Consider the following 23,714-nt stretch of genomic DNA (forward strand, 5'->3'; position numbering starts at 1 on the left):
CTATCGTGTTAACATCGCGCTCTCCTTTCGCGCGCAAGTCACAGCCAGGCGCGCCCAAACTCCAAAGCCAAAACGATGTCCGCTGGTCTGAACGCCGCGCAAAGCGAAGCCGTGCGCTATCTCGATGGTCCCTGTCTCGTGCTCGCCGGCGCGGGCAGCGGCAAGACGCGCGTCATCACGCAGAAAATCGCGCATCTGATCGAAGGGCGCGGCTTCGAGCCGAAGCACATCGCCGCGCTCACCTTCACGAACAAGGCCGCGCTCGAAATGCGGGAGCGCACGGCCAAGCTCCTCGAAGGCAAGACGCTCACGACGCCCGGCAAGGAAGGCCGCAAGATTCCCGTCAATCAGTTGACGATTTGCACGTTCCACTCGCTCGGCGTGCAGATCATGCGGCAGGAAGCGGAACACGTCGGACTCAAGCCGCAGTTCTCGATCATGGATTCCGACGATTGCTTCGGCATGGTTCAGGAACAGCTCGGCACGACGGACAAAGGCTTGATCCGCAAGATCCAGTCGATCATCTCGCTGTGGAAGAACGCGATGGTTTCGCCCGATCAGGCGTCCGTGCTCGCGAGCAACGAGGACGAGCATCAGGCGGCGATCGTCTATCGGAGTTACGCCGCGACGCTGCACGCGTATCAGGCGCTCGATTTCGACGATCTGATCCTGCGTCCCGCGCAGCTTTTCGCGGAGAACGAGCAGGTGCGCGACAAGTGGCAGAACCGCCTGCGCTATCTGCTGATCGACGAATATCAGGACACGAACGCGTGCCAGTATGAACTCGTGAAGCTGCTGGCCGGTCCGCGCGCCGCATTCACGGCCGTCGGCGACGATGACCAGGCGATCTACGGCTGGCGCGGCGCGACCATCGAAAATCTCGCGCAGCTCGGCAAGGATTTCCCGAAGCTGCATGTCATCAAGCTGGAGCAGAACTATCGCTCGACGGTGCGCATTCTGACGGCGGCGAACAACGTCATCGCGAACAATCCGAAGCTGTTCGAGAAGAAGCTCTGGTCCGAGCACGGCATGGGCGACACGATCACCGTCACCGGCTGCAACGACGAAGAGCACGAGGCGGAATCCGTCGTGTTTCGCTTGTCGGCGCACAAGTTCGAGCGGCGCACGCAGTTTCGCGATTACGCGATTCTCTATCGCGGCAACTTTCAGGCGCGCATCTTCGAACAGGTGTTGCGGCGCGAGCGCATTCCTTATGTGCTCTCGGGCGGGCAATCGTTCTTCGACAAGGCCGAGATCAAGGATCTGATCGCGTATCTGCGGCTGATCGCCAATCCCGACGACGATCCCGCTTTCATCCGCGCGATCACCACGCCGCGACGCGGTGTCGGCAACACGACGCTCGAAGCGCTCGGCGCATTCGCGGGCGCGGCGAAGGTGTCGCTGTTCGAGGCGGTGTTCATGGGCGGCATCGAGGCGCGTCTGTCGGCGCGGCAGGTCGAGCCGCTGCGCACGTTCTGCGAATGGATCCGGCGTCTGTCGGACCGCGCCGCGCGCGATCCCGCGACCGAAGTTCTCGACGACATGATGGAAGCCATCCACTACGAGTCGTATCTCTATGACGCGTACGACGAGCGCCAGGCGCAGTCGAAATGGCAGAACGTGCTCGAATTTCTCGAATGGCTGAAGCGCAAGGGCACGAAGCCGGAAGCCGCGCCGGGCGCGGAGCAGACCGGTTTCGACACCGCCGACGGTTTCGCCGATGAAGGCAAGAACCTGCTCGGCCTGATCCAGACCGTCGCGCTGATGTCGATGCTCGAAGGCAAGGAAGAAGACCCGGATGCAGTGCGCCTGTCGACGGTGCATGCGTCGAAGGGGCTGGAGTATCCACACGTCTTTCTGGTGGGCGTCGAGGAAGGCATCATGCCGCATCGCGGCAGTTCGGACGACGACGCGCCCGTCGACGATTCGCGCATCGAGGAAGAGCGCCGGCTGATGTATGTCGCGATCACGCGGGCGCAGCGCAGTCTGCATCTGAACTGGTGCAAGAAGAGAAAGCGCGCGCGGGAGACGGTGGTGTGCGAGCCGTCGCGGTTCATCCCCGAGATGCTGCTCGACGATGCGCCGCCGCCGACGGCCGAAGAAGCGCCTTTGTCGCCGAAAGATCGCATGGCGATGCTCAAGGCGATGTTGCAGAAGACGTGAACGGTTTGCCGTCTTGCTGATGAAAAACCCCGCTCGCGCCGAGCGCTCGCGCGGGGTTTTTTTCGCTTACTTCGCCGCGTTCGCCATGTAATCGACGGCGGCTTTCACATCTGCATCCGATGCGTTCGATCCGCCCTTTGGCGGCATCGCGCCCTTGCCGTGCAGCGCGTAGTTGTAGACGGTGTCCATCGGCTCTTTCAGGCGCGGCGCCCACGCGGCCTTGTCGCCGAACTTCGGCGCACCGAGCACGCCCGCCGCGTGACACGCCTGACAGACCTGCTCGTAGAGCGCCTTGCCCGCCTGAGCGGCGTCGGCGCTTTGCGCGCCCGCGGCCGGCGCCGCCGATGCAACCGCCGGCACCGATGCGAGCGCCGCGACCGCTGCGGCGGCCTGAGCATTTTCGTTCGAACTGGCTGCGGTGGGCGCTGCCGCGCTCGATGCAGCCGCGGCGCCCGATGCCGGTTGCGCCGGTTCCGCGAGCTTGCCGCCGCTGCCGTTCGCCATATAGACGACCGCGCGCGCGATTTCGAAGTCGGAGTAATCGTCGGGGCTGGTGCCGCCGCGCGCGGGCATGCCGCCCTTGCCGTTGAGCGCGTTGTGCAGCAGCGTGTCGTAACCTTCGCCGATGCGCGGGGCCCATGCGCCGGCATCGCCGAACTTGGGCGCGCCGGCGGTGCCTGTCGCGTGACAGGCCGAGCACACGGCCTTGAAGACTTCCTCGCCGGACTTGTAGACGCGCGGCGCGTTGGCGTCGCGGACATCGACTTGTGCGGCGGGCGCGATGCGCGCGTTGACCGACTGCTCGATGTCCGTGCCGGCGCCGGTGCGCGTGGAATTGTTCACGTACACCGCGAGCAGGATGATGATGGCGACCGGGATGCCGAATCCCGCGATGACCGCGGCGATGAGTTGGCCGGGTGTCTTGATCGGGGCTCCGTGGGGTGCTTCGCTCATGCTTGTCTCGTCTCCCGTTTTTTGGTGTGAGTCGGTTCAGTGACAGCGTGACAGCTACGGCAGTGCGCTAGGCGCGCCTTGGGGAAAGGCACGGTCGATTATAGACGGAACGCTTAACTGTCGGCGCGGGGTGGCCGGGGCGGCGAAGCGGGCGTTTACCCGAATCGTGTGATGCTTTGTGACTCGTTCCGCGCAGGGCGTCCGGTCCCGCACAATGGACGGCGTCACGGAAAACAGGTATCCTCTCGGATTCGCATGGGCCTTGCAGCCGTCTTACGGCGTGTGTAGTTCTTCCGCAAGCCCTTCTCCGATGCGCCCGTAGCTCAATGGATAGAGTACTGCCCTCCGAAGGCAGGGGTTGCTGGTTCGATCCCAGCCGGGCGCGCCAAGCGTTTCCACTCGACAGCCGTCGCAGTCGAAACTACTCGAGTCCGCCGTCGCGATTCGCCGTCGTCGTCCCCCAACCAAACCCCATCCCCGCCAACCACCTCCTATAAGCCACCGCCATCCGATCGCACTTCTGATGCAACTCCGCATCGAGATCGAGCGGCAAGCGCTGCGGCCATTGCGACTCCACCACCGGCGTGTCCTGCATCAAAATCTCCATATTGAAGTCGTATAGCTCGCGATCGGAATGCGTCGAATCATCCTCGTGAATCGAGACGAGCCACGCGCGCGTCTCTGTCTGCGTCACCGGCGACGCCGCCAGCATGATATGCAGCGCGCCCTGCCCGCCCGACGCCATCTTCGTCAGCTTCGCGATCAAAGGCCGCTTCACGCGATACACATAATCGATCATCGCGCCGCCGCCCTGCCCCGGCATTCCCGCCGGTTGCCAGTATCGGCATTGCCGCGCTTCCAGACCTTCATCGCTCGCGACGACTTCGTAATCGGGCACTTCCGTATGCGTGTCCTCGCCCAGAATCCCCGCATGCACGAACGAGAAATGCGCCATGTCCAGAAAATTCTCGACGACGCGCGGCGCCGACGACCTCACCGTCTGCGGCGCGAGATTGATGCGCCGGCCACCGGGAATCGCGGCTTCGGGAAAGAAATCGAGCGCATACGCAGGCTCGCCGAAACACATCCAGATAAGGCCGTACTTCTCTTCGCAAACGAAAGTCGTCGCGCACGCGCGCTTCGACGGACGCAATGAAGGATTCGACGGAATCCGCAAACACTGTCCTTCGATGTCGTAACTCCAGCCGTGATACGGACACACGATCTGATCGCGCATCACATGCCCGAGCGACAACTGCGCGCCCCGATGCGGACAGTAATCGCGCCACGCATGCGCCGCGCCGATGCTGTCCCGCCACACGACGATCCGCTCATCGGCCACGATGAATCCGCGCGCGCCGCCTTCCGGTACGTCTTCGCTATTGCAAACGGGCAGCCATTCGGCAGCCAAAGAAATGGATTCGTCGCGCATCGCCGTGAATGAGAAATGGACGTTCTTAAGCTGTTCTTACACGAAACACAGCGTCTTCGCAAAACGTTGCAAAATAGCGGATCGCTCGCTCGGTGCAACTCGATACCACTCCATTCAGCCGATGCCATGCGACGGGGCCGCAGTACTTGGCAGCAAGATAAAAGAAAGAAATCACCATCCAGGGGTTCAGTATGGAGCAGGCGCATCAACCGGCACGCCGGACTTATGCCTTCGCATGGTCCGAACACCGGAATCCGGAACGCGAGCAGGCCACGCTGCGGGTCTGGATGGGAGCGGTGGTTCTTCTGGCTTACGGCGTTTTCGCGTGGCTCCGCCCTTCACACGATGCCTTCCTGACCACGCGCCTCGTCGCGCTCTATGTGTCTTATGGGGCGATCACGCTTCTGATCGTCAGCCGCATGAGCGCGCCTTCTGTTGCGCGCCTGACCGTCACGACCATCGCCGATCAGACGATCCTCGGGCTCGCGCTCGCCGCGGGCGGCGCAACGGCGCTGCCGCTTCTCTGGGTGATGTTCTGGTTTCTGATCGGTTCGGGATGCCGATACGGCAAGCGCACGCTCGCCGTATCGTGCGCGACGGCGCTCATCATCGTCACGGCGATGGCCGTCTGGCAGCCGTGGTGGCACGAGAATCTTCCCGCCGCGATCGGGCTCGCGCTGAGCGTACTCGGCGCATCGGTGTATCTGAGCGTGCTCGTCGATCGGCTCGGCAACGCGAATCGCGATCTAGCGCGTCAGGCATCGACCGATCCGCTCACGGGTCTGTCGAACCGGTACGCGCTGGAAAGAGTCGTCGATCGCGCGATGAACGCGCCCGAAGCCAATGGCGATCACGCCACCGCGCTCCTTCTGATCGATCTCGACGGCTTCAAGGAAGTGAACGATACCTACGGTCACGCCGTCGGCGATCTGCTGCTGCAAGCCTTCGCGGACTCGCTCGCGAAGCGCATGCGCAAGTCGGACACCATCGCGCGTCTGGGCGGCGACGAGTTCGTCGTGCTCGCGCATCAGATGCGCGACCGCGACGCCGTGTTGTCGGTGGCCGACAACATCCATTCGGCGCTCGGCGAAATTACGTCGGTGCAGGAGCGGCCGGTGTCGGTATCGGCGAGCATCGGCGCATGCCTGCTTTCGAGCGCGGCGTCCGCGCATCAAACCGGCATGACCGCCGTGCTGCGCGCCGCCGACCGCGCGATGTACCGCGCGAAAAGTCTCGGCGAAGGGAAAACGGTCTTCGCCGAGACGCGGGACTTCGAGATCAGCTAGGGAACGTCAGGCCTCGACGCTCGTCCACGCCTGCTCGCGCAGCTTCGTGCGCAGACGCGCGACCGCTTGGCTGTGCAACTGACACACGCGCGACTCGCTCACTTCCATCACCGCGCCGATTTCGCGCAGGTTCAGGCCGCGTTCGTAATAGAGGCTCATCAGGAGCTTCTCGCGCTCGGGCAGCTTGTCGATGGCTTCGATCAGCGCGCCGCGAAGGCTGTCGTCGAGCAGCGCGGACAGCGGATCCGAACGATCGACGCAATAGCGGTCGAGGAACGGCTCGTCGTCGGCGGAGCGATCGAAGTCTTCGTAATAGATCAGCTGGCTGCCGTGCAAGTCCTGAAGCATCGACTGATATTCGTCGAGCGGCATCTTCATGTGCTCGGCGATTTCCTGCTCGCTCGCCGCGCGGCCGAGGTTCTGCTCGACCTTGTGCACCGCCGATTCCACTTCGCGCGACGTCTTGCGCATGCTGCGCGGCAGCCAGTCGTTCGCGCGGAGCTCATCCAGCATCGCGCCGCGGATGCGCTGGCTCGCATATGTTTCGAACTGCGCGCCCTGATCTTCCTTGTAGCGGCTCGCCGCGTCCAGCAGGCCGATCATGCCGGCCTGAATGAGATCGTCGAGATCGACGCTCGCCGGCATCTTGGCGACGAGTTGAAGCCCCAGCCGTCGAACGAGCGGTGCGTATTTCGTCAGCACTTCCGACTGTGAGAGTTTGCCTTGGGCGTTATACATCTTGGTCACCTATCTTGATCACATCGACGCCGTGCTGCTCAATGCAAAGTCGTGAAGCGCAGCCGCACGATGCGACGCCTCCCGCGCGCCCTGTACAGAGTCGCTAACCGGATTTCGCGCGTCGGCCTGGCCGCCCGCATCGCGCATATAAGGCGCGGGGCGCATCGGCCAGTGCAGGAGCTCCGCCGCGATTGCGCGGTAGTCGCGCGCCGCGGCCGTGGCCGGGAACGCTTCGACTGCGCAGCGTGAGAGTTCCATCGCCCGAGCGACGCGCGCATCCTCGGACACATATCCCGCCTGCACGAGCGACACGGCCAGATACCGGCTCGCGACGCCCGACAGGTTGTCGAACGCGACCGCCGCGTCGGCCGGGTTCTGCACGTGATTGACGAGCACGCGGAACTGGCCGATCGCATGGGCGTAGTGCAGTCGTTTCATGCACGCATACGCCTCGGTGATCGCCGACGCGGCTACCCGCGTCACAATAAGAAAGTCATGCGCCTGCGCCGCGAGCGTCGACAGCGCGCCGTGGCGATCGAGTTGCGCATCGATCAGCACGATGTCCGCCGGACCGTCGAGCAGCGCGCGGCATTGCGCGGCATCGTGAACGATGCGTTCGTCGCGCGGCGCGGCCATCAGCGAGAAGCCGAACGGCGTGCGCTCGACGGCATCGCCGAGCATGCGCCGGCCCGACATCACCGAGGCGAGCGCGCCCGCGTCTTCGGTGCCCACGAGACGGCTCACCGATCCCGCGTTGCGGTGCTCGTCGATCACGAGCACGTCCTTGCCGTGGATGGAAAGCGCCGCGCCGAGATTCACCACCGCCGACGTGCATCCGATGCCCGCCGGTCCGCCCGCGACCGCCACCACGCGCGAACCGGCGCGCGTAAGGAGCCGTCGCAGGCCTTCCGCCTGGTCGAGCACGAACTTATCCAAAGTGCACCTCATGCAGTTCGGTCGTGGCGCGCGCGGACAACGCGGACAGCAGCGCAGGCGTTTCTTCGTCTTGCGGCACGAAGGGCGAGTTGTCGCGCGGGATGCAGAACGCGCTCTTGATGAGAAACCGCTTGGTCGCGACGTACAGGTTCTCCGGCACTTTCTGACCGGTCGACACGTAATGCACCGGCAGCTTGTAGCGGATGACCGTATCGAGCACGCCGCCGAGATTCGTCGCTTCGTCGAGCTTGGTCAGGATGCAGCCCGCGAGCGGCGGCTGGTCCGCCGCGCTCTTGTAGGCCTGCACGACTTCGTTGAGCGTGTCGCCGTGGCTCGTCGCGTTGAGCAGCAGGATGCGCTGCACCGGATGACCCGCGCCGCACAGCATCGCGATCTGATCCGAGACCATGCGATCGCGCTGGCTCATGCCGATCGTGTCGATCAGCACGATATGTTTGTTGCGGAGTTCCGAAAGCGCGAGTTGCAGGTCCGCGCCGTCTTTCACCGCGTGAACCGACACACCGAGAATCTTGCCGAAAATGCGCAGTTGCTCGTGCGCGCCGATACGGTAGCTGTCGGTCGTGAGCAGCGCGACCTTGCTTGCGCCGAAGCGCATCACGCAGCGCGCGGCGAGCTTGGCCGTCGTGGTCGTCTTGCCGACGCCAGTCGGGCCCATCAGTGCGAACACGCCGCCGCGTTCCATCAGCGCGTCTTCGCTGTCCATCACCGGAATGTTCGATTCGAGCACCTGCTGCACCCACTCGAGCGCGCCTTCGACGCTCTCGAGTTCCGGCATGTTGTCCACCATCATGCGGACGAGCTGCGCCGAGAAACCGGCGGCGAACAAACGCTTCGTGAGCGCGCCGCCCGTCGGGTTGCGGCGCTGGCGCTCGCCCCACATGAGACCGGAGAAGTGCTCTTCCATCATCGAGCGCATCGACGAAAGCTCGTTCATCACCGTTTCGTTGACGACCTGCTCCATGCGCGTGCGGATCGCTTCGGTGACGACGGCCGCCGCGTTCGCGGGCAAGCCATCGAATGCGTGTTCCTTCGATGCCGGCGCGGCGTTCGCCTCGGCTGCTTCGGCGTGCGGCGCGCTCGCGTTGATCTTCTGCGCGGCGCGGCGCGCGGCGATTTGCGCGGCTTCGCGTGCCCAGTCGGGCGTTTGGACCTTCGGCTCGACGGCGGCTTCCGCGCGCTTCGTTTGCTGACGCATGGCGTAGCGGGCCGAGTCCGCCGTCTTTTCGACGCGCGTCTCTTGCGCAGTCACCGGGACCGGCACGCCCATGCCGCGTGCGATCGCAGCCGACGCGGTCAGCGGACGGTTCGACGGCATCGACGCCTGCTGCGCGATGCGCTTCGCATGCTCGATCAGCCACGGATTGGAATCGGCCATCGTCGGCGGCGTGTCGTCTTCTGCGCCAGCTTCCGGCTCGGCGTGAAATTCATCGTCCGCATCGGTGTTCGCGCCGAAGACGGACGAGAACACATCGCCGCTCGCGTACGGATTCGCGGCCGGCTGCTTCGCCGGCATCGCGGCTGCAGCGGCGGCCAGCGCGGCGCGCGACGTGCCCGCCGAACGTGCTGCCTGTTCCTTCGCGGCGGGCGAGATCGACGCGATGTCGCTGTCCGCGACGCCGACGATCTCGACCGAGCCGTCATCGAGCGTGCGATTGGACAACACGATGGCATCGGGGCCGAGCGCTTCACGAACCTGGCGCAGTGCGTCGCGGCTGTTCGCGCCGATGAATTTACGAATGTTCAAACTTGCCCCCGATGAGGTGAAACTGCGATCTTTAGCAAGCGGACCCACTTGGCTCGTTGGCGTGTCCGCTTTTCAGTGAAGCCATTATTGCGAACTTGAGTCTTTGTCCATCGCTGGATAAGGGGTGAGAAAAAGGGGTATTTCGGCTGATGGAAGCGCGCCGTGCATCGCAAGGGCGGGCGTTTGCCCGGAAAAAGATTCCGCTTCGCCCGTTTCCGCGCGCGGGCGCGGCGGCGTAAGCTTTAGGCTCCGCGCGCATCGAAGCCGCGCCGGACAATCAAAGGAGACTTCTTCGCATGACGTCCGCTGTCCCTTCCTCACAGGATCAAACCACCGGCGCGCGAATGCTCGTCGATGCGCTCGTCCATCACGGCGTCGAGCGCGTGTTCTGCGTGCCCGGCGAGAGCTTTCTCGCCGTGCTCGATTCCCTGCACGACGAGACCGAGCAGATTCAGACGATCGTCTGCCGCCACGAGGCGGGCGCGGCGAACATGGCCGAGGCGGTCGGCAAGCTCACCGGCAAGCCGGGCGTCGCGATCGTGACGCGCGGGCCGGGCGCGACGCACGCGTCGATCGGCGTGCACACCGCGTTTCAGGACTCGACGCCGATGATCCTGCTCATCGGCCAATGCGCTCGCGATCACATGGATCGCGAGGCGTTTCAGGAAATCGACTATCGGCGGATGTTCGGGCAGATGGCGAAGTGGGTCGCGCAGATCGACGATCCGCGCCGCGTGCCTGAATACATGAGCCACGCGTTTCACACGGCGATGTCCGGCCGTCCGGGTCCGGTCGTGCTCGCGCTGCCGGAAGACATGCTGACCGAAACCGTCGATGCCGTGCCGCCCGCGCCGCGATATCAGCGCGTGGCGGCGTCGCCGTCGAAGGCGCAGATGGAGCGCCTGCGCGAACTGCTCGCGAACGCGAAGAAGCCGTTCGTGATCGCGGGCGGAAGCGGCTGGACCGCCGAGGCGACGCAGGACTTCGCGCGCTTCGTGGAAGCGTGGAAACTGCCGGTCGGCTGCGCGTTCCGCTTTCAGGACACGCTCTCCAACGACCATCCGAACTACGCGGGCGATGTCGGCCTCGGGATCAATCCGGCGCTCGCCGCGCGCGTGCGCGATGCCGACGTGCTCTTCGTGCTCGGCCCGCGCATGGGCGAATCGACGACGGGCGGCTACACGCTGCTCGATATCCCGAAGACGAAGCAGACGCTCATCCACGTGCATCAGGGCGCGGAGGAACTCGGGCGCGTGTATAGCGCGGAATTGCCCATCGTGTCGGGCATGCCGGAGATCGCGTCTCTTCTGGCTTCGCTGGAAGCGCCCGCCAGCGTTGCATGGGATGGCAGCGCCGAAGCCGCGCACGCCGCGTATCTCGAGTGGCGCAAGCCGCGCCCGATGTTGGGCGATGTGCAGCTCGGCGAAATCATGCGTCAGCTCGCCGAGACGATTCCCGCCGATTCGATCCTGACGAACGGCGCGGGCAATTACGCGACGTGGCTGCATCGGCATTATTCGTATCGGCATTTCCGGTCGCAGTGCGCGCCGACGAGCGGTGCGATGGGCTACGGCGTGCCCGCCGCGATCGCCGCGAAGTCGCTGTATCCGGACCGCACGGTGATCGCGTTTGCGGGCGACGGCTGCTTCATGATGTCGAGCAACGAACTCGCGACGGCGATGCAGTATCGGCTGCCGGTGATTTTCATCGTCGTGAACAACGCGCAGTACGGCACGATCCGCATGCATCAGGAGCGGCATTATCCGAATCGCGTGCACGGGACGGAGCTCACGAATCCGGATTTCGCGGCGTATGCGCGCGCGTTCGGCGCGCATGGCGAGCTGGTCGAATCGACGGAGCAGTTCATGCCCGCGTTCGAGCGCGCGCGGGAATCCGGCTTGCCCGCGGTGATCGAGATTCGCATTCCGCGGGACCAGAGCACGCCGGGCGCGACACTCGAACAAATTCGCCAGCAAGGCAAGCGCTAGCGGACAAACTTTCAAGCTGCTTGCAGCGCGCTTCCGGTGGCAGTAGAGTAGCCAGTTCGAAAACACCGGGAGTTAGCGATGCTTAAGGTTCTGGCTTTGTCGTTGGCGTTGGGCTTTTCGGGTGCGGCATTCGCGAAGGCGGATTGCACGGCGCATCCGAAGAGCGAATGGATGAAGGAATCGGATGCCAAGGCGCAGCTTGAAGCGCAAGGCTACAAGATCCGCAAGTTCAAGGTCGATGGCAACTGCTACGAAATCTACGGTCACGACAAGAACGGCAAGAAGGTAGAGATCTATTACGACACGAAGACGCTGGCGGTCGTGAAGTCGGAAGTCGAGTGACGCTCGCGCCGTGAAAGTCTGGGACGGCTTCGTCCGGCTGACGCATTGGGCCGTCGCGGGCATCGTCTTGTGGAATCTGTTCGGACCGACGGATTCCACGCATCGCGTGCTCGGGTATGTCGCGGCCGGGCTTGTCGTTGCGCGTATCGTTTGGGGTTTCGTCGGCTCGCGTCATGCGCGGTTTTCGGCGTGGTGGCCGACGCGCTCGCATCTCGTCGACTATCTGAGGTCGCTTGCCAGGGCCAGGCCGATCCATCACGTTTCGCACAATCCGCTTGGCGGGTTGATGGCGCTCTTTCTTTGGTTCCTGATTCTCGCGCTCGCGCTGTCCGGGTGGATCATGCGGCTCGATGCGTTCTGGGGCGAGGACTGGCCGCAGGAGATTCATGCGTGGCTCGCCATCGCGGTCGAGGTTTGTGTCTGCGTGCACGTCGCCGCGGCCGTGCTGATGAGCGTGTGGACGCGGGAGAATTTGGTTCGGGCGATGGTGACGGGGAATAAGCGAATCAAGAAAGCGTCCGACTGAACTGCTTCTGGGCAACTTAAATTCAGCATCCTGCACTATCGAAGACATCTGGCAGCTTCGGATAATCGGATCCACGTTCTCGATTCAGAGAGCCGACCTCGATAAACGATAAAGGAGCGACTGCACGATGTCTCACGCAGCGAGGCAACTGACCAAGATCGGCGTTTTTTACGATGGCAATTATTTCGATCGCGTCAGCAAGTACTACAACCATCAGCATGAGAAGAAGGCCTGGATTTCGATTCCCGGGCTGCATGAGTACATCCGCTATAAGGTTGCCGACGAGGAAGCTGTCGACATTGGCAACTGTCAAGTAATCGACGCTCATTATTTCAGGGGACGCTTCTCGGCGCAAAAGAGCAAAGAGAAAGGCGGTGATGCGTTCTACTACGATCGCGTCGTTGATGACATGTTGATGCGCGAGAATGTCACTGCGCATTATCTGCCGATGAACTTCGCCGGAAAGGAAAAAGGGATCGACGTATGGCTTGCGCTCGAAGCCTTCGACCTTTCGATCCACAAGCACTTTGACGTCGTCGTGTTGATTGCAAGCGACAGCGACTATGTCCCACTGGTCCGCAAACTCAAGACTCTGGGAATCCGCGTCATGATCGTCACCTGGACCTTCACGCAGTCAGTCAGTAATGGCGACGCCAAGCCTGAACGACCAAGCACAATGTTGCTAAAGGAAGTGAGCTATCGCATCTCGATGTCCGAAGTCATCGACAAGATGGATGAGACGCGAGGAGACGAGCGCGATGTCTTGAGCGACCTGTTCCAACGACGCCGCGACCGACAACCTAATTCCGGTACGCCAAAGGCCGACCGGAAGATGGGAACAATTGAAAGTCTGACGGAAAAATATGGCTACATCAGGCCGGAACACGGCCTCAAGAGACTCTACTTTTACTACTCCGCACTGTCCGACGCGGATTCCGATGAACTCGAGGTAGGCATGGAAGTGAGCTATCTCGAGGGCATGGGACAGAAAGGTCTGTTCGCGAGAAAGGTTCGAACGGTCAGCAGCTAGAAGAAAACAAAACGGCCCAGCCGCTTTCGCGACCGGGCCGTTCGAACACTGCGACAAGCCCTTACTTCCCGCCCACGCTCTGCAACGTCGTCCACTTCCCGCCGACGACCTTATAGAGCGTAATCCCGCCGTTCTTCAAATCGCCCTTCGAGTCGTACGACAGGTGCTTCGCCGTCACGCCCTGCATGTCGGTCTTCGCGAGGAACGGCAGGTACTTTGCCGGATCCGTCGAGTTCGCAGCCTTCATCGCGGTGAACATGGCCATCGCCCCGTCGTAGGCATACGGCGAGTACGTCTGCACGTCTTCGTTGAAGCGCTTCTTGTACTTCGCCGAGTAGTCCGCGCCGCCCGGCATTTCGTCCATCGGCAGGCCGGCGAGCGATGCCACCGTGCCGTCAGCCGCGTCGCCCGCGATCTTCAGGAACGTGTCGGTCTTCACCATTTCGCCCGCCATCAGCGGCGCGCGGAAGCCGAGCGTCTTCATCTGCTTGACCATCGGGCCGGCTTGCGAATCCGCGCCGCCGTAGTACACGAGGTCCGGATTCGTCGACTTGATCTTCGTCAGAATCGCCTTGAAGTCGACAGCCTTGTCGTTCGTGAATTCACGGTCGACGATCGTGCCGCCCGCCGCCTTCGCCGCCTTCTCGAACTGGTCGGCAAGACCCTGGCCGTACGCCGTGCGGTCATCGACGATCGCGATCTTCTTGACCTTCAGCGTCTTCACCGCGAACTCGCCCGCGACCGAGCCTTGCTGCGTGTCGGAGGTCATCATGCGGAAGGCGGTCTTGAAGCCTTGCGTCGTGTACTCGGGCGCCGTCGCCATCGCGATTTCGGGGATGCCCGCGTTCGCGTAGATGCGCGATGCCGGGATCGTCGTGCCCGAATTGAAGTGGCCGAGCATGCCCTTGATGCCATCGTCGACGAGGCGTTGCGCCACGGTCGTGCCCGTGCGCGGGTCGGCCTGGTCGTCCGCCGAGTTCAGCACGATGCGAACCGGCTTGCCGCCGATCACCGGCTTCGTGGCGTTGAAGTCTTCGACGGCGAGCGTGATGCCGTTCTGCATGTCCTTGCCGTAGTGCGCCTGCGCACCTGTCAGCGGGCCGGCGTAGCCAACCTTCACGTCTTCTGCCTGCTGTGCAGCTGCGGTCCCCGCGAACAGGCCGGCGAGCGTCATGGCTGCCGCCAGCTTGGTCATCGTGTGCTTCATAGCTTCTCCTGTGTTCCAGTGTGGATGGCAGCCTGTGCCGCGCGTGTCTCCGTTACGCCGTGCCTGCTGCCGATTGTTTGAATTCGTTTGAACCGAGCGTTCGAGGGGTGTCTCAACCGATCGTCATCAAATTCGCATTGCCACCCGCCGCCGCCGTGTTCACGCTCACCGAGCGTTCCGTCAGCAGACGTTCGAGCGCGTAGTCTTCACCGTCGTGGCCAGCGTCGGCGAACGCTCCCGCAGCCACGCCCTGCACCGATACGATCGGTCCCGGACGCTTCGCGACTTCCTTCACGAGCGACAGCAGTTCATCGCTGTCGCCTTCGAACAAGACGGCGTCGAAGTCTTCCGCCGCTTTCCTGACCATCGCGAACGGCTTGAGCGCAGAAGGCAACGACGCCGCCAGTTGCTCGCCCGCCGAGCCGGAGAACAACGCCTTGTTGCCCGTCGCCAGCACGGCGGCCAGTTGCGCGCGCGCGCCGCTCGCCGTCGCCGCCACGCACAGCACCGTGCCGCGCGCGCCGAGCGTGTACGTGTTGCGTTCGCCGGTCGGTCCGCTCAACACGGCCGTCGCGCCCGCCATCACATGCTGCAGATAACCGTCGCAACGCGCGGCCGTCTGCGGATCGCGTTCGCCGATCGCCCAGTCGCGCAATGCGGTGAGCGCGGCCGTCGGCGTGTCCTTCGACGCCACCTGATCGACGACGAGCGTGCTCGCCAGCGATTTCGGCAGACCGGTCGGGCGCTTCGCGAGCAGACGCTGCAGATACAGCGCGCCGCCCGCCTTCGGACCCGTGCCCGACAGCCCTTCGCCGCCGAACGGCTGCACGCCGACCACGGCGCCGATCACATTGCGGTTCACATAGATGTTGCCGACATGCGCCCGCGAGATCACGTGCGCGATGGTTTCGTCGATACGCGTATGGATGCCGAGCGTGAGGCCATAACCCGTCGAGCGAATTTGGTCGAGGAGTTTATCAAGGTTCGAACGGCGATAACGCACCACATGCAGCACCGGGCCGAATACTTCGCGCTTGAGTTCGTCGATGCTATCGAGCTCGATCAGCGTCGGCGGCACGAACGTGCCTTGCGCGCAGGTGTCGGGCAGCGGCAGTTGCGTGACGTTGCGGCCCTTGTCGCGCATCCCGGCGATATGCGCGTCGATGCCGCGTTTCGCGTCGGCGTCGATGACGGGACCGACATCCGTCGACAGACGATCCGGATTGCCGACCGCGAGCTGGCTCATCGCGCCGGTCAGCATCTCGAGCGTGCGATCCGCGACGTCGTCCTGCAGGCACAGCACGCGCAGCGCCGAGCAGCGCTGGCCAGCCGAATCGAACGACGACTGCAGCACGTCCGCGACGACCTGCTCCGCGAGCGCCGACGAATCGACGATCATCGCGTTCTGGCCGCCGGTTTCGGCGATCAGCGGAATTGGGCGGCCATCCGGATCGAGGCGCTCGGACAGCGTCTTGTTGATGAGGCGCGCGACTTCCGTCGAACCGGTGAACATGACGGCGCGCGTGCGCGGATCGGCGACGAGCGCCGCGCCGACCGTCTCGCCATTGCCCGGCAGCAGTTGCACCGCGCCCGCCGGCACGCCCGCTTCGCGCAGGAGGCGAACGGCTTGCGCGGCGATCAGCGGCGTCTGTTCAGCGGGCTTCGCGAGCACCGGGTTGCCCGCGGCCAACGCAGCGGCGACCTGGCCCATGAAGATCGCGAGCGGGAAGTTCCACGGGCTGATACACACGACCGGACCGAGCGGGCGATGCGTATCGTTCGAAAACTCGGCGCGAATCTGCGACGCGTAGTAGCGCAGGAAATCGATGGCTTCGCGAATCTCCGCGATCGCGTTCGGCAGCGACTTGCCCGCTTCGCGCACGACGAGGCCCATCAGCGTGTGCATTTGCGCTTCGAGCAGATCGGCGGCGCGCGCGAGGCAATCGGCGCGGTCTTCGACGGGCGTCGCCTGCCAGATCGGCGCGGCGGCGACCGCGTTGGCGATCGCGGCGCTCACCTGTTCCGGCGACGCTTCCACGACCGTGCCGACGAGATCGCGCAAATCCGACGGATTGCGCACATCGCGCGCGACGCCGTTGCCGATGTCACCGCCTTCGAGCATCGGTTCCGCGCGCCACGGATGATGCGCGCTCGCCAGCAACGCCGACGACAGCGAAGCCAGCCGATGCTCGTTCGACAGATCGAGGCCCATCGAATTGGAGCGCTCGTTGCCGTAAAGCTGACGCGGCAGCGGAATCTTCGCGTGCGGCGCGCCGAGGGGCGTGATCGCCTGCGCTTCGTCGATCGGATCGCGCACGAGTTCCTTCACCGGAATCGATTCATCGGCGATGCGGTTCACGAACGACGTGTTCGCGCCGTTTTCCAGCAGACGGCGCACGAGATACGCGAGCAGCGTTTCGTGCGTGCCGACCGGCGCATACACGCGGCACGGACGGTTCAGCTTGTCGCGGCCCGTGACTTCTTCGTAGAGCGGCTCGCCCATGCCGTGCAGGCACTGGAACTCGTACTGGCCGGGATAGTAGTTCTGTCCGGCGAGGTGATAGATCGCGGAGAGCGTGAACGCGTTGTGCGTCGCGAATTGCGGATAGACGGCATCCGGCGCGCCGAGCAGCTTCTTCGCGCACGCGAGATACGAGATGTCCGTGTAGATCTTGCGCGTATAGACCGGATAGCCCTCGAGTCCATCGACTTGCGCGCGCTTGATTTCCGTGTCCCAGTACGCGCCCTTCACGAGGCGAATCATCAGGCGATGACGGCTGCGGCGCGCGAGATCGATCAGATAGTCGATCACGAACGGGCAGCGCTTCTGATAACCCTGCACCACGAAACCGATGCCGTTCCAGCCCGCGAGCTCCGGATCGAAACAGAGCGCTTCGAGCAGATCGAGCGAGATTTCGAGACGATCGGCTTCCTCGGCGTCGATGTTCAGGCCGATGTCATAACGGCGCGCCAGTTGCGCGAGCGAGCGCACGCGCGGCAGCAGCTCGTTCATCGTGCGTTCCTGCTGCGAGCGCGAATAACGCGGATGCAGCGCGGAGAGCTTGATCGAAATGCCCGGGCCTTCGTAGATGCCTCGCCCGCCCGCCGCCTTGCCGATCGCGTGGATCGCCTGCTCGTAGGACGCGTAGTAGCGCTGCGCGTCTTCTTCCGTCGTCGCGGCCTCGCCGAGCATGTCGTACGAGTAGCGGAACCCGCGCGCTTCGTACTTGCGGCTGTTCGCGAGCGCTTCGGAAATCGTCTCGCCGGTGACGAACTGCTCGCCCATCAGGCGCATCGCCATGTCGACGCCCTTGCGGATCAGCGGCTCGCCGCCCTTGCCGATCAGACGCGTCAGCGCCGACGACAAGCCCGCTTCGCTGTTCGTCGTGACGAGCTTGCCGGTGATCATCAAACCCCACGTCGCCGCGTTCACGAACAGCGACGGCGCCTGGCCCATGTGCGATTTCCAGTCGCCCTTGCTGATCTTGTCGCGAATCAGCGCGTCGCGCGTGGCGCGGTCGGGAATGCGCAGGAGCGCTTCGGCGAGGCACATCAGCGCGACGCCTTCCTGGCTCGACAGCGAGAATTCGTGGATCAAACCTTCGACGCCGCCGCCCGAGCTTTTCGCGCGCAGCGCTTCGACGAGCTTCGTCGCGAGCTTTTCGGTTTCGGCCGCGACGTTCGAAGGCAGTCGCGCCTGACCGATCAGGAACGGCACGCACTCCGGCTCCGGCCGGCGATACGCCGCCGTGATCGCCGCGCGCAGCACCGATTGCGGCTGCACGTTCTGCGCGAAATCGAGGAACGGATGCGGCGCGCCGTCTTCGTCGCCATCGACGGAAGGTGCATCCGCCATTTCCGACGAGCCGTTCGCACCCGTCAGTTCGGGCGGAAGCTGGCCATGCTCGATGCGCTCCAGATAAGCGAAGATCGCCTGCTTGATAAGCCAGTGGGGAGTGCGTTCGAGGCGCGTCGCGGCATCTTTGAGCCGGGAACGCAGCAGATCGTCGACTTTGACGCCTAGGGTTGTGCTCGCCATATTTCCTTCGTTTGCCGGTCGTGCTCAGCCGGCCAGAGACCTGAAAAGTTGGCGAATCGTACCCCGCTGATTTAAAAGGTGCAACCGAGATTTTTGCTAGGGTTGCACCACAATGAAACCCTTGTGGCACAAGGCTTTGAGCGGTGCACCGCCGGATGGCGCGCGGCGCTCGGTGCCTAGTAGTTTCCCTAATCCGGAATTTTTGAGACGGCCCCTAAGTAAATCCTCGGACACCGCCGTTATAAACGCCATGCGCCGTCGATGGCGACGCCTTCAGCGGTCGATATTCCGCGATTTCGGGGAGAGCAACGAGCATGAGCACTTGGATGGTGGTGGCCGGCGTTTGGGCGATGTTCGCGGTCTGCGTCGTGTTGTTCGTGCGGGGCGCGTCGCCGCACGTTCATCGGTCCGATGACGCTTCCGGCCAAGGCGACCGCGCGGTCAGCGACGTTCCACGCGCCGAAATCTGAATCAGACGTCCAGCGGATCGACTTCCACGTTCCAGCGCAGCACGCCCTTGAGGGAGCGCAGCACCGGCTGCCACGCGCGCAGCGACGCCTGCAGCGCGGCCCGCGACGCGCTTTCGAGCAGCAGTTGCGCACGGTGGACATTGAACACTTTCACGATGGTGAGCGGAACCGCGTCGTAGACCGTCACGCGCTCAGCGCCGGGCAGAGGTCCGAACGCCGCCGCCGCTTCTTCGAGGAATTTCAGCGCCGCATCGAGCGTGCGGCCTTCGGCGCGCAGCATCGCCTGGTAGACGAACGGCGGCAGACGCGCGTCGCGGCGTTCGGCGAGCGTCGAATTGGCGAAACCCACGTAGTCTTGTCGCGAAAGCGCCTGATACAGCGCGTGACGCGGATAGCGCGTCTGGATCATCACTTCGCCGGGCAAGCCCGCGCGTCCGGCGCGCCCGCTCACCTGCGTCAGTTGCGCGAAGAGCCGCTCGCTCGCGCGAAAGTCGTGGGAGAAAAGCGCGGTGTCCGCGTTCAGCACGCCGACGAGCGTCACGCGCCGGAAATCATGGCCCTTCGCGATCATCTGCGTGCCAACGAGAATGTCGACTTCGCCCGCGTGGACATCGGAGAAAAGCGCCTGCGCGCTGCCTTTGCGGCGCGTGCTGTCGGCGTCGATGCGCAGCACGCGAGCACCCGGCACCACGCTCGCGAGCGTTTCCTCGACGCGCTGCGTGCCGCGGCCCATCGGCGCGATATCGATGTTGCCGCATTCCGGACACGACTTCGGAATGCGCGATTCCCAGCCGCAGTGATGACAACGCAGCGCGCGCTCAGGCTTATGCAGCACGGCATACGCGCTGCAACGCGGACAACCGGCGACCCAGCCGCAGGCATCGCAGGACAGGATCGGCGCATAGCCGCGCCGGTTCAGGAATACGAGGCTTTGCTCGCCGCGCTCGACGCGTGTCTTCAGCGCCGCGATCAGCGGCCCCGCGAGCCCCTCGACCGAGGCGCGGCCTCGCCGTCTTTCCTCTTCCAGATCGATGAGCCGGACGCTCGGCAGCACCGCTTCGGCGACGGCGCGGCGCGTGAGCGTGAGTCGCGTGTAGCGGCCCTGCTCGGCCTGCCACCAGGTTTCGAGCGATGGCGTCGCCGATCCGAGCACGACGGGAATATCCAGTTGCTTCGCGCGGTAGATGGCGAGATCGCGCGCGGAGTAGCGCAAGCCTTCCTGTTGCTTGTACGCGGGATCGTGTTCCTCATCGACGACGATGATCGCGAGCTTCGGCATCGACGCGAGAATCGCGAGGCGCGTGCCGAGCACGATGCGCGCGCTGCCCGTATGCGCCGCGAGCCAGTTGCGCGCGCGTTCGCCTTCGGCGAGTCCGCTGTGCATCGTGACGATCGAGCCGTCCGCGAGCGCCGCGAAACGCGCGCGAAACGCCGCTTCGAACTGCGGCGTCAGATTGATTTCGGGAACGAGGACGAGCGCCTGCGCGTCAGGCCGGTCGGCGAGCAACGCGGCGAGCGCGTGCAGATACACCTCGGTCTTGCCACTGCCCGTCACGCCGTGCAGCAGGAGCGGGGCGAACCCTTGCGCGCCGGAAATTGCATCGACGGCTTCGCGTTGTTCATCGGTCAGCAAGGGCAGCGGCACCGCGCCGGTCGGCAGCATCGGCGCGCTCGCGTCGGGTTCGGCGATCTGCGCTGTCACCGTTTCGATCCATCCGCGCGCGATCCAGTCGTCGAAGGTCGCGCCCGCTTTCGGATGCAACGCACGCGCGTCGGACAACGTCAGCGACGGCTGTTCCGCGAGCGCATCGGCGAGACGCCGGAGGGCGCTGGCGCGGGCGGGCAAAGCATCGGGGAGTTGCGCGCGCCCTTCGGGGAGAATGCGAAAGCGCGGCTCGACGGCAAAAAGGCGATCCCAGCGCGAGGCGTCGCGCAACGCCTGCGGAAGCGCCGGCAGCGCGACTTCGCCCAGCCCGCGCTGATAGTAGTCGGCGGCGAAGCTGACAAGCGCGATCCACTTTTCCGACAGCGGCGCGCAGCCTTCGCAAATCGAAGTGATGTCGCGCAGTTTGGCAGCGGGCACGTCGCTTGAATGGGCGATTTCGCAGATCAACCCGACGACTTCGCGTCGCCCGAACGGCACCTGCACCAGCATGCCGACGACAGGCTCGGCCGGCAGCGCATAGCGGTAGTCGAACAGCACGGGCATGGGCTGATCGACGGCGACGCGGACGAATAGATCAGTCACCGCGCGGGACCCCGCGCAAGACGGTTCGACAGAACCAAGCGCCCGAGGCGGCAGAAGTTAAAGTGAAACATCAGAATCGTCTGTAAACCGCCGATTATTTTTGGATTTCCGATGCTTTCCACAGCCCTGTGGATAACTTTGTTGAGAAGTGCGTCCCTGATCGCCGCAAACAATGTCACGAATCCCTTATGTGCGCTAACCCACATTTCGGGCGAAGCCGTCGAAATGCGTTAAAAATCATTGGCTTGAAGCACATATAGCGACATCTTATTGGTTGCTGTAAGCCATACGTCTGATGGCGCGCCGCAGCGAACAAATTGTGCATAAGTTCAGTCTTGACATCGGGGAGCGCCGCCTGAGGCGGGCGATCCGGACAGAACCCTCCAGCTCCTGATCACTTGCCCCGAATCACCGATATTGCACTGCAGCACGCGTCCGCAACGCAGGCTTTCGTACGCCTTTTACCGGGCGGCTTGGCCGGCGCGCATGGCGCGGCTATGTCGATGAACCTCGTCGACCAGCTCCGCGACATTTTCCGGCGGCGTGAACTGCGAGATGCCGTGGCCCAGGTTGAAGACGTGGCCCGGAAAATTGCCGAAGCTTTCGAGCACGGCGCGCGCTTCGGTGCGGATCGACGCGGGCGGCGCGAACAACACGCTCGGATCGATGTTCCCCTGCAGCGCCACACGCGAGCCGACCTTTTCGCGCGCCCGGCCGAGATTCATGGTCCAGTCGAGACCGACCGCATCGACGCCCGTCGCCGCGATTTCCTCGATCCAGAGTCCGCCGCCCTTCGTGAACGTGATGACCGGGACGCGCGCGCCATCGTGCTCGCGCTTCAGGCCGGCAACCACCTTCGCGATGTATTCGAGCGAGAAGCGCTGATACGCGCCATCCGCGAGTGCGCCGCCCCATGTATCGAAGATCATCACGGCCTGCGCGCCCGCTTCGATCTGCGCGTTCAGGTAAGCGGTGACGGCTTGCGCGTTGACCTCGAGAATGCGATGCATCAGGTCCGGCCGCGAATACGCCATCGACTTGACCGTGCGATGGTCGTCCGAGCCACCGCCTTCGACCATGTAGCACGCGAGCGTCCACGGACTACCGGAGAAGCCGATCAGCGGGACCTTCTGGCGGCCTTGCGCGTCGGTGAGCGCGCGGCGAATCTGGCTTACGGCGTCGGTGACGTAGGAAAGCGTCGCGCCGATGTCCGGCACGGCAAGGCGCTTCACATCGTCTTCGGTACGCACCGTGCGCTCGAAACGCGGCCCCTCGCCCTGCACGAAGTTCAGACCGAGCCCCATTGCGTCGGGGACGGTCAGGATGTCCGAGAAGAGAATCGCGGCGTCGAGCGGAAAGCGTTCGAGCGGCTGAAGCGTGACTTCGGTCGCGTAATCCGGATTCTTCGCGAGACCGAGAAAACTGCCCGCGCGAGCACGCGTCGCGTTGTATTCCGGCAGATAGCGCCCTGCCTGGCGCATCAGCCAGATCGGCGTGTAGTCGGTCGGCTGGCGCAAGAGCGCGCGCAGGAAGGTGTCGTTCAGAAGAGTGTGTGCCACGTCGCTCGATGCTCAAGGCAGAGAATCGTCCATTCTACCGGAGCGGTCGAACGTTTACGCCGGCTGAGCCCGGCAATTCGGAACGGCTCATGCCGCGCGGCCTATGTCGTTTGGCCGGATTTCGGGCAAGCGAAGCCCTCGTTATGATCAGTGTGCTTACACAACTAGAACCAGGAGAATCGATGCAACGCACGTCCGTCAGTCTCGCAGCCGCTGCCTTCGCGGTGTCGCTCTCGCTTTTGAACGCCGTGCACGCGCAGACGATTCAGGCCGGCACCGTCGCCGGAGCAAAGTCCGCCGCGCCCGCGCCTTCGTCGGTTGCCGCGCCCTCTCGCCTCGACGACATCCTCGCACGCCACACGCTGCGCGTCTGCACGACCGGCGATTACAAACCGTACTCGTTCCTGCGTCCGGACGGGCAGTTCGAGGGCATCGACATCGATCTCGCGGAAAGTCTCGCGAAGTCGCTCGGCGCGAAGGCCGAGTATGTGAAGACGTCGTGGTCGAATCTGATGAACGACTTCATCGCGAAATGCGATATCGCCGTGGGCGGCGTCTCGACGACGCTCGAACGGCAGAAGCGCGCGTTTTTCACCGCGCCGTACATGGAAGACGGCAAGACGCCGATCGTGCGTTGCGACGATGTCGAGAAGTATCAGACCGTCGCGCAGATCGATCAGCCGAACGTGCGGACGATCGTGAATCCGGGCGGTACGAACGAACGCTTCGCGAAGCAGTTCTTTGCGCACTCGCAACTGATCGAGTATCCGGACAACGTGACCATCTTCAAGCAGATTCTCGACGGCAAGGCCGACGTCATGGTCACGGACGCATCCGAAACGCTGCTTCAGCAGAAGCTCAATCCGGGGCTGTGCTCGGTGCATCCGGACAAGCCGTTCCAGTTTGGCGAAAAGGCGTATCTGCTGCCGCGCGGCGACGTGCCGTTCCAGCAGTATGTCGATCAGTGGCTGCATCTCGCCCGTTCGTCGGGCGAGTTCCAGGCTGTCTATGACAAGTGGCTGAAGTAGCGG

General features: G+C 63.9%; 17 protein-coding genes and 1 tRNA gene. 9 read left to right on the forward strand and 9 right to left on the reverse strand.

Going from position 1 to position 23,714, the window contains the following annotated elements:
* Positions 1 to 75 precede the first annotated feature (75 nt).
* Complete coding sequence (locus tag NCR93_RS13445; RefSeq protein WP_008352515.1) at positions 76 to 2,163, forward strand: UvrD-helicase domain-containing protein; 2,088 nt, start codon at positions 76 to 78, stop codon at positions 2,161 to 2,163.
* Between the two features lie 66 nt (positions 2,164 to 2,229).
* Here the strand turns inward: NCR93_RS13445 and NCR93_RS13450 are convergent, their stop codons facing one another.
* Positions 2,230 to 3,117: a c-type cytochrome gene (locus NCR93_RS13450; RefSeq protein ID WP_239295432.1), complete on the reverse strand. Its 888-nt coding sequence runs from the start codon at positions 3,115 to 3,117 to the stop codon at positions 2,230 to 2,232.
* Between the two features lie 312 nt (positions 3,118 to 3,429).
* Here NCR93_RS13450 and NCR93_RS13455 point away from each other — a divergent pair.
* Positions 3,430 to 3,505 (forward strand) — tRNA-Arg (locus tag NCR93_RS13455).
* Between the two features lie 33 nt (positions 3,506 to 3,538).
* On the opposite strand, the gene NCR93_RS13460 is transcribed toward NCR93_RS13455, so the two are convergent.
* The gene (locus NCR93_RS13460) at positions 3,539 to 4,528 is read right to left on the reverse strand and encodes a Rieske 2Fe-2S domain-containing protein (RefSeq protein WP_239295431.1); all 990 of its coding nucleotides are present in this window, start codon (positions 4,526 to 4,528) and stop codon (positions 3,539 to 3,541) included.
* A 212-nt stretch (positions 4,529 to 4,740) separates the two neighbouring features.
* Here NCR93_RS13460 and NCR93_RS13465 point away from each other — a divergent pair, with 212 nt between their 5' ends.
* Positions 4,741 to 5,835 carry a GGDEF domain-containing protein gene (locus NCR93_RS13465; RefSeq protein ID WP_008352510.1) on the forward strand — a complete coding sequence of 365 codons (1,095 nt, stop codon included), beginning with the start codon at positions 4,741 to 4,743 and terminating at the stop codon, positions 5,833 to 5,835.
* A gap of 6 nt (positions 5,836 to 5,841) precedes the next feature.
* Here the strand turns inward: NCR93_RS13465 and NCR93_RS13470 are convergent, their stop codons facing one another.
* From NCR93_RS13470 to flhF, 3 genes are read right to left on the reverse strand one after another with little or no spacing between them, the layout of a single operon-like run.
* On the reverse strand, positions 5,842 to 6,573 hold the full coding sequence (locus tag NCR93_RS13470; RefSeq protein WP_008352509.1) for an RNA polymerase sigma factor FliA: 732 nt from the start codon (positions 6,571 to 6,573) through the stop codon (positions 5,842 to 5,844).
* A gap of 18 nt (positions 6,574 to 6,591) precedes the next feature.
* On the reverse strand, positions 6,592 to 7,509 hold the full coding sequence (locus tag NCR93_RS13475; protein WP_008352506.1) for a MinD/ParA family ATP-binding protein: 918 nt from the start codon (positions 7,507 to 7,509) through the stop codon (positions 6,592 to 6,594).
* On the reverse strand, positions 7,502 to 9,274 hold the full coding sequence (gene flhF / locus NCR93_RS13480; protein WP_250532242.1) for a flagellar biosynthesis GTPase FlhF: 1,773 nt from the start codon (positions 9,272 to 9,274) through the stop codon (positions 7,502 to 7,504). Before flhF ends, NCR93_RS13475 begins: the two co-directional genes overlap by 8 nt.
* A gap of 296 nt (positions 9,275 to 9,570) precedes the next feature.
* Between flhF and NCR93_RS13485 the strand changes: the two genes are divergently transcribed.
* The 4 genes from NCR93_RS13485 (at position 9,571) to NCR93_RS13500 (ending at position 13,160) form a co-directional block, all read left to right on the forward strand.
* Complete coding sequence (locus NCR93_RS13485; RefSeq protein ID WP_250532243.1) at positions 9,571 to 11,262, forward strand: thiamine pyrophosphate-binding protein; 1,692 nt, start codon at positions 9,571 to 9,573, stop codon at positions 11,260 to 11,262.
* Between the two features lie 78 nt (positions 11,263 to 11,340).
* Positions 11,341 to 11,604 (forward strand): PepSY domain-containing protein, encoded by a 264-nt coding sequence (locus NCR93_RS13490; RefSeq protein WP_008352500.1) that lies wholly within the window; start codon positions 11,341 to 11,343, stop codon positions 11,602 to 11,604.
* Positions 11,605 to 11,614: 10 nt separating this feature from the next.
* Complete coding sequence (locus tag NCR93_RS13495) at positions 11,615 to 12,130, forward strand: cytochrome b/b6 domain-containing protein (RefSeq protein ID WP_250457094.1); 516 nt, start codon at positions 11,615 to 11,617, stop codon at positions 12,128 to 12,130.
* 127 nt (positions 12,131 to 12,257) lie between these two features.
* Complete coding sequence (locus tag NCR93_RS13500; protein WP_250532244.1) at positions 12,258 to 13,160, forward strand: NYN domain-containing protein; 903 nt, start codon at positions 12,258 to 12,260, stop codon at positions 13,158 to 13,160.
* A gap of 61 nt (positions 13,161 to 13,221) precedes the next feature.
* Here NCR93_RS13500 and NCR93_RS13505 read toward each other — a convergent pair whose 3' ends face one another.
* Together NCR93_RS13505 and putA are read right to left on the reverse strand one after the other, a co-directional pair.
* The gene (locus NCR93_RS13505; RefSeq protein WP_008352495.1) at positions 13,222 to 14,367 is read right to left on the reverse strand and encodes a branched-chain amino acid ABC transporter substrate-binding protein; all 1,146 of its coding nucleotides are present in this window, start codon (positions 14,365 to 14,367) and stop codon (positions 13,222 to 13,224) included.
* A 112-nt stretch (positions 14,368 to 14,479) separates the two neighbouring features.
* Complete coding sequence (gene putA / locus NCR93_RS13510; RefSeq protein ID WP_250532245.1) at positions 14,480 to 18,406, reverse strand: trifunctional transcriptional regulator/proline dehydrogenase/L-glutamate gamma-semialdehyde dehydrogenase; 3,927 nt, start codon at positions 18,404 to 18,406, stop codon at positions 14,480 to 14,482.
* Positions 18,407 to 18,720: 314 nt separating this feature from the next.
* Between putA and NCR93_RS13515 the strand changes: the two genes are divergently transcribed.
* The gene (locus NCR93_RS13515; protein WP_160172900.1) at positions 18,721 to 18,876 is read left to right on the forward strand and encodes a hypothetical protein; all 156 of its coding nucleotides are present in this window, start codon (positions 18,721 to 18,723) and stop codon (positions 18,874 to 18,876) included.
* A gap of 1 nt (position 18,877) precedes the next feature.
* On the opposite strand, the gene NCR93_RS13520 is transcribed toward NCR93_RS13515, so the two are convergent.
* Positions 18,878 to 21,124 carry a primosomal protein N' gene (locus NCR93_RS13520; RefSeq protein ID WP_250532246.1) on the reverse strand — a complete coding sequence of 749 codons (2,247 nt, stop codon included), beginning with the start codon at positions 21,122 to 21,124 and terminating at the stop codon, positions 18,878 to 18,880.
* A gap of 461 nt (positions 21,125 to 21,585) precedes the next feature.
* The gene (hemE, locus tag NCR93_RS13525) at positions 21,586 to 22,683 is read right to left on the reverse strand and encodes a uroporphyrinogen decarboxylase (protein ID WP_175979658.1); all 1,098 of its coding nucleotides are present in this window, start codon (positions 22,681 to 22,683) and stop codon (positions 21,586 to 21,588) included.
* A gap of 182 nt (positions 22,684 to 22,865) precedes the next feature.
* Here hemE and NCR93_RS13530 point away from each other — a divergent pair, with 182 nt between their 5' ends.
* Positions 22,866 to 23,711, forward strand: coding sequence for a transporter substrate-binding domain-containing protein (locus NCR93_RS13530; RefSeq protein ID WP_250532247.1), 846 nt, complete (start codon positions 22,866 to 22,868; stop codon positions 23,709 to 23,711).
* Positions 23,712 to 23,714 lie beyond the last annotated feature (3 nt).

This window comes from Caballeronia sp. ATUFL_F1_KS39, assembly GCF_023630985.1.
GTDB classification, from domain to species: domain Bacteria; phylum Pseudomonadota; class Gammaproteobacteria; order Burkholderiales; family Burkholderiaceae; genus Caballeronia; species Caballeronia zhejiangensis.

Coding starts and splice junctions, on each gene's coding strand:
- NCR93_RS13450 (WP_239295432.1), bottom strand. CDS start 3,117: ATGAGCGAAGCACCCCACGGAGCCCCGATCAAGACACCCGGCCAACTC.
- NCR93_RS13505 (WP_008352495.1), bottom strand. CDS start 14,367: ATGAAGCACACGATGACCAAGCTGGCGGCAGCCATGACGCTCGCCGGC.
- NCR93_RS13500 (WP_250532244.1), top strand. CDS start 12,258: ATGTCTCACGCAGCGAGGCAACTGACCAAGATCGGCGTTTTTTACGAT.
- NCR93_RS13465 (WP_008352510.1), top strand. CDS start 4,741: ATGGAGCAGGCGCATCAACCGGCACGCCGGACTTATGCCTTCGCATGG.
- NCR93_RS13485 (WP_250532243.1), top strand. CDS start 9,571: ATGACGTCCGCTGTCCCTTCCTCACAGGATCAAACCACCGGCGCGCGA.
- NCR93_RS13515 (WP_160172900.1), top strand. CDS start 18,721: ATGAGCACTTGGATGGTGGTGGCCGGCGTTTGGGCGATGTTCGCGGTC.
- putA (WP_250532245.1), bottom strand. CDS start 18,406: ATGGCGAGCACAACCCTAGGCGTCAAAGTCGACGATCTGCTGCGTTCC.
- NCR93_RS13490 (WP_008352500.1), top strand. CDS start 11,341: ATGCTTAAGGTTCTGGCTTTGTCGTTGGCGTTGGGCTTTTCGGGTGCG.
- NCR93_RS13445 (WP_008352515.1), top strand. CDS start 76: ATGTCCGCTGGTCTGAACGCCGCGCAAAGCGAAGCCGTGCGCTATCTC.
- NCR93_RS13530 (WP_250532247.1), top strand. CDS start 22,866: ATGCAACGCACGTCCGTCAGTCTCGCAGCCGCTGCCTTCGCGGTGTCG.
- NCR93_RS13470 (WP_008352509.1), bottom strand. CDS start 6,573: ATGTATAACGCCCAAGGCAAACTCTCACAGTCGGAAGTGCTGACGAAA.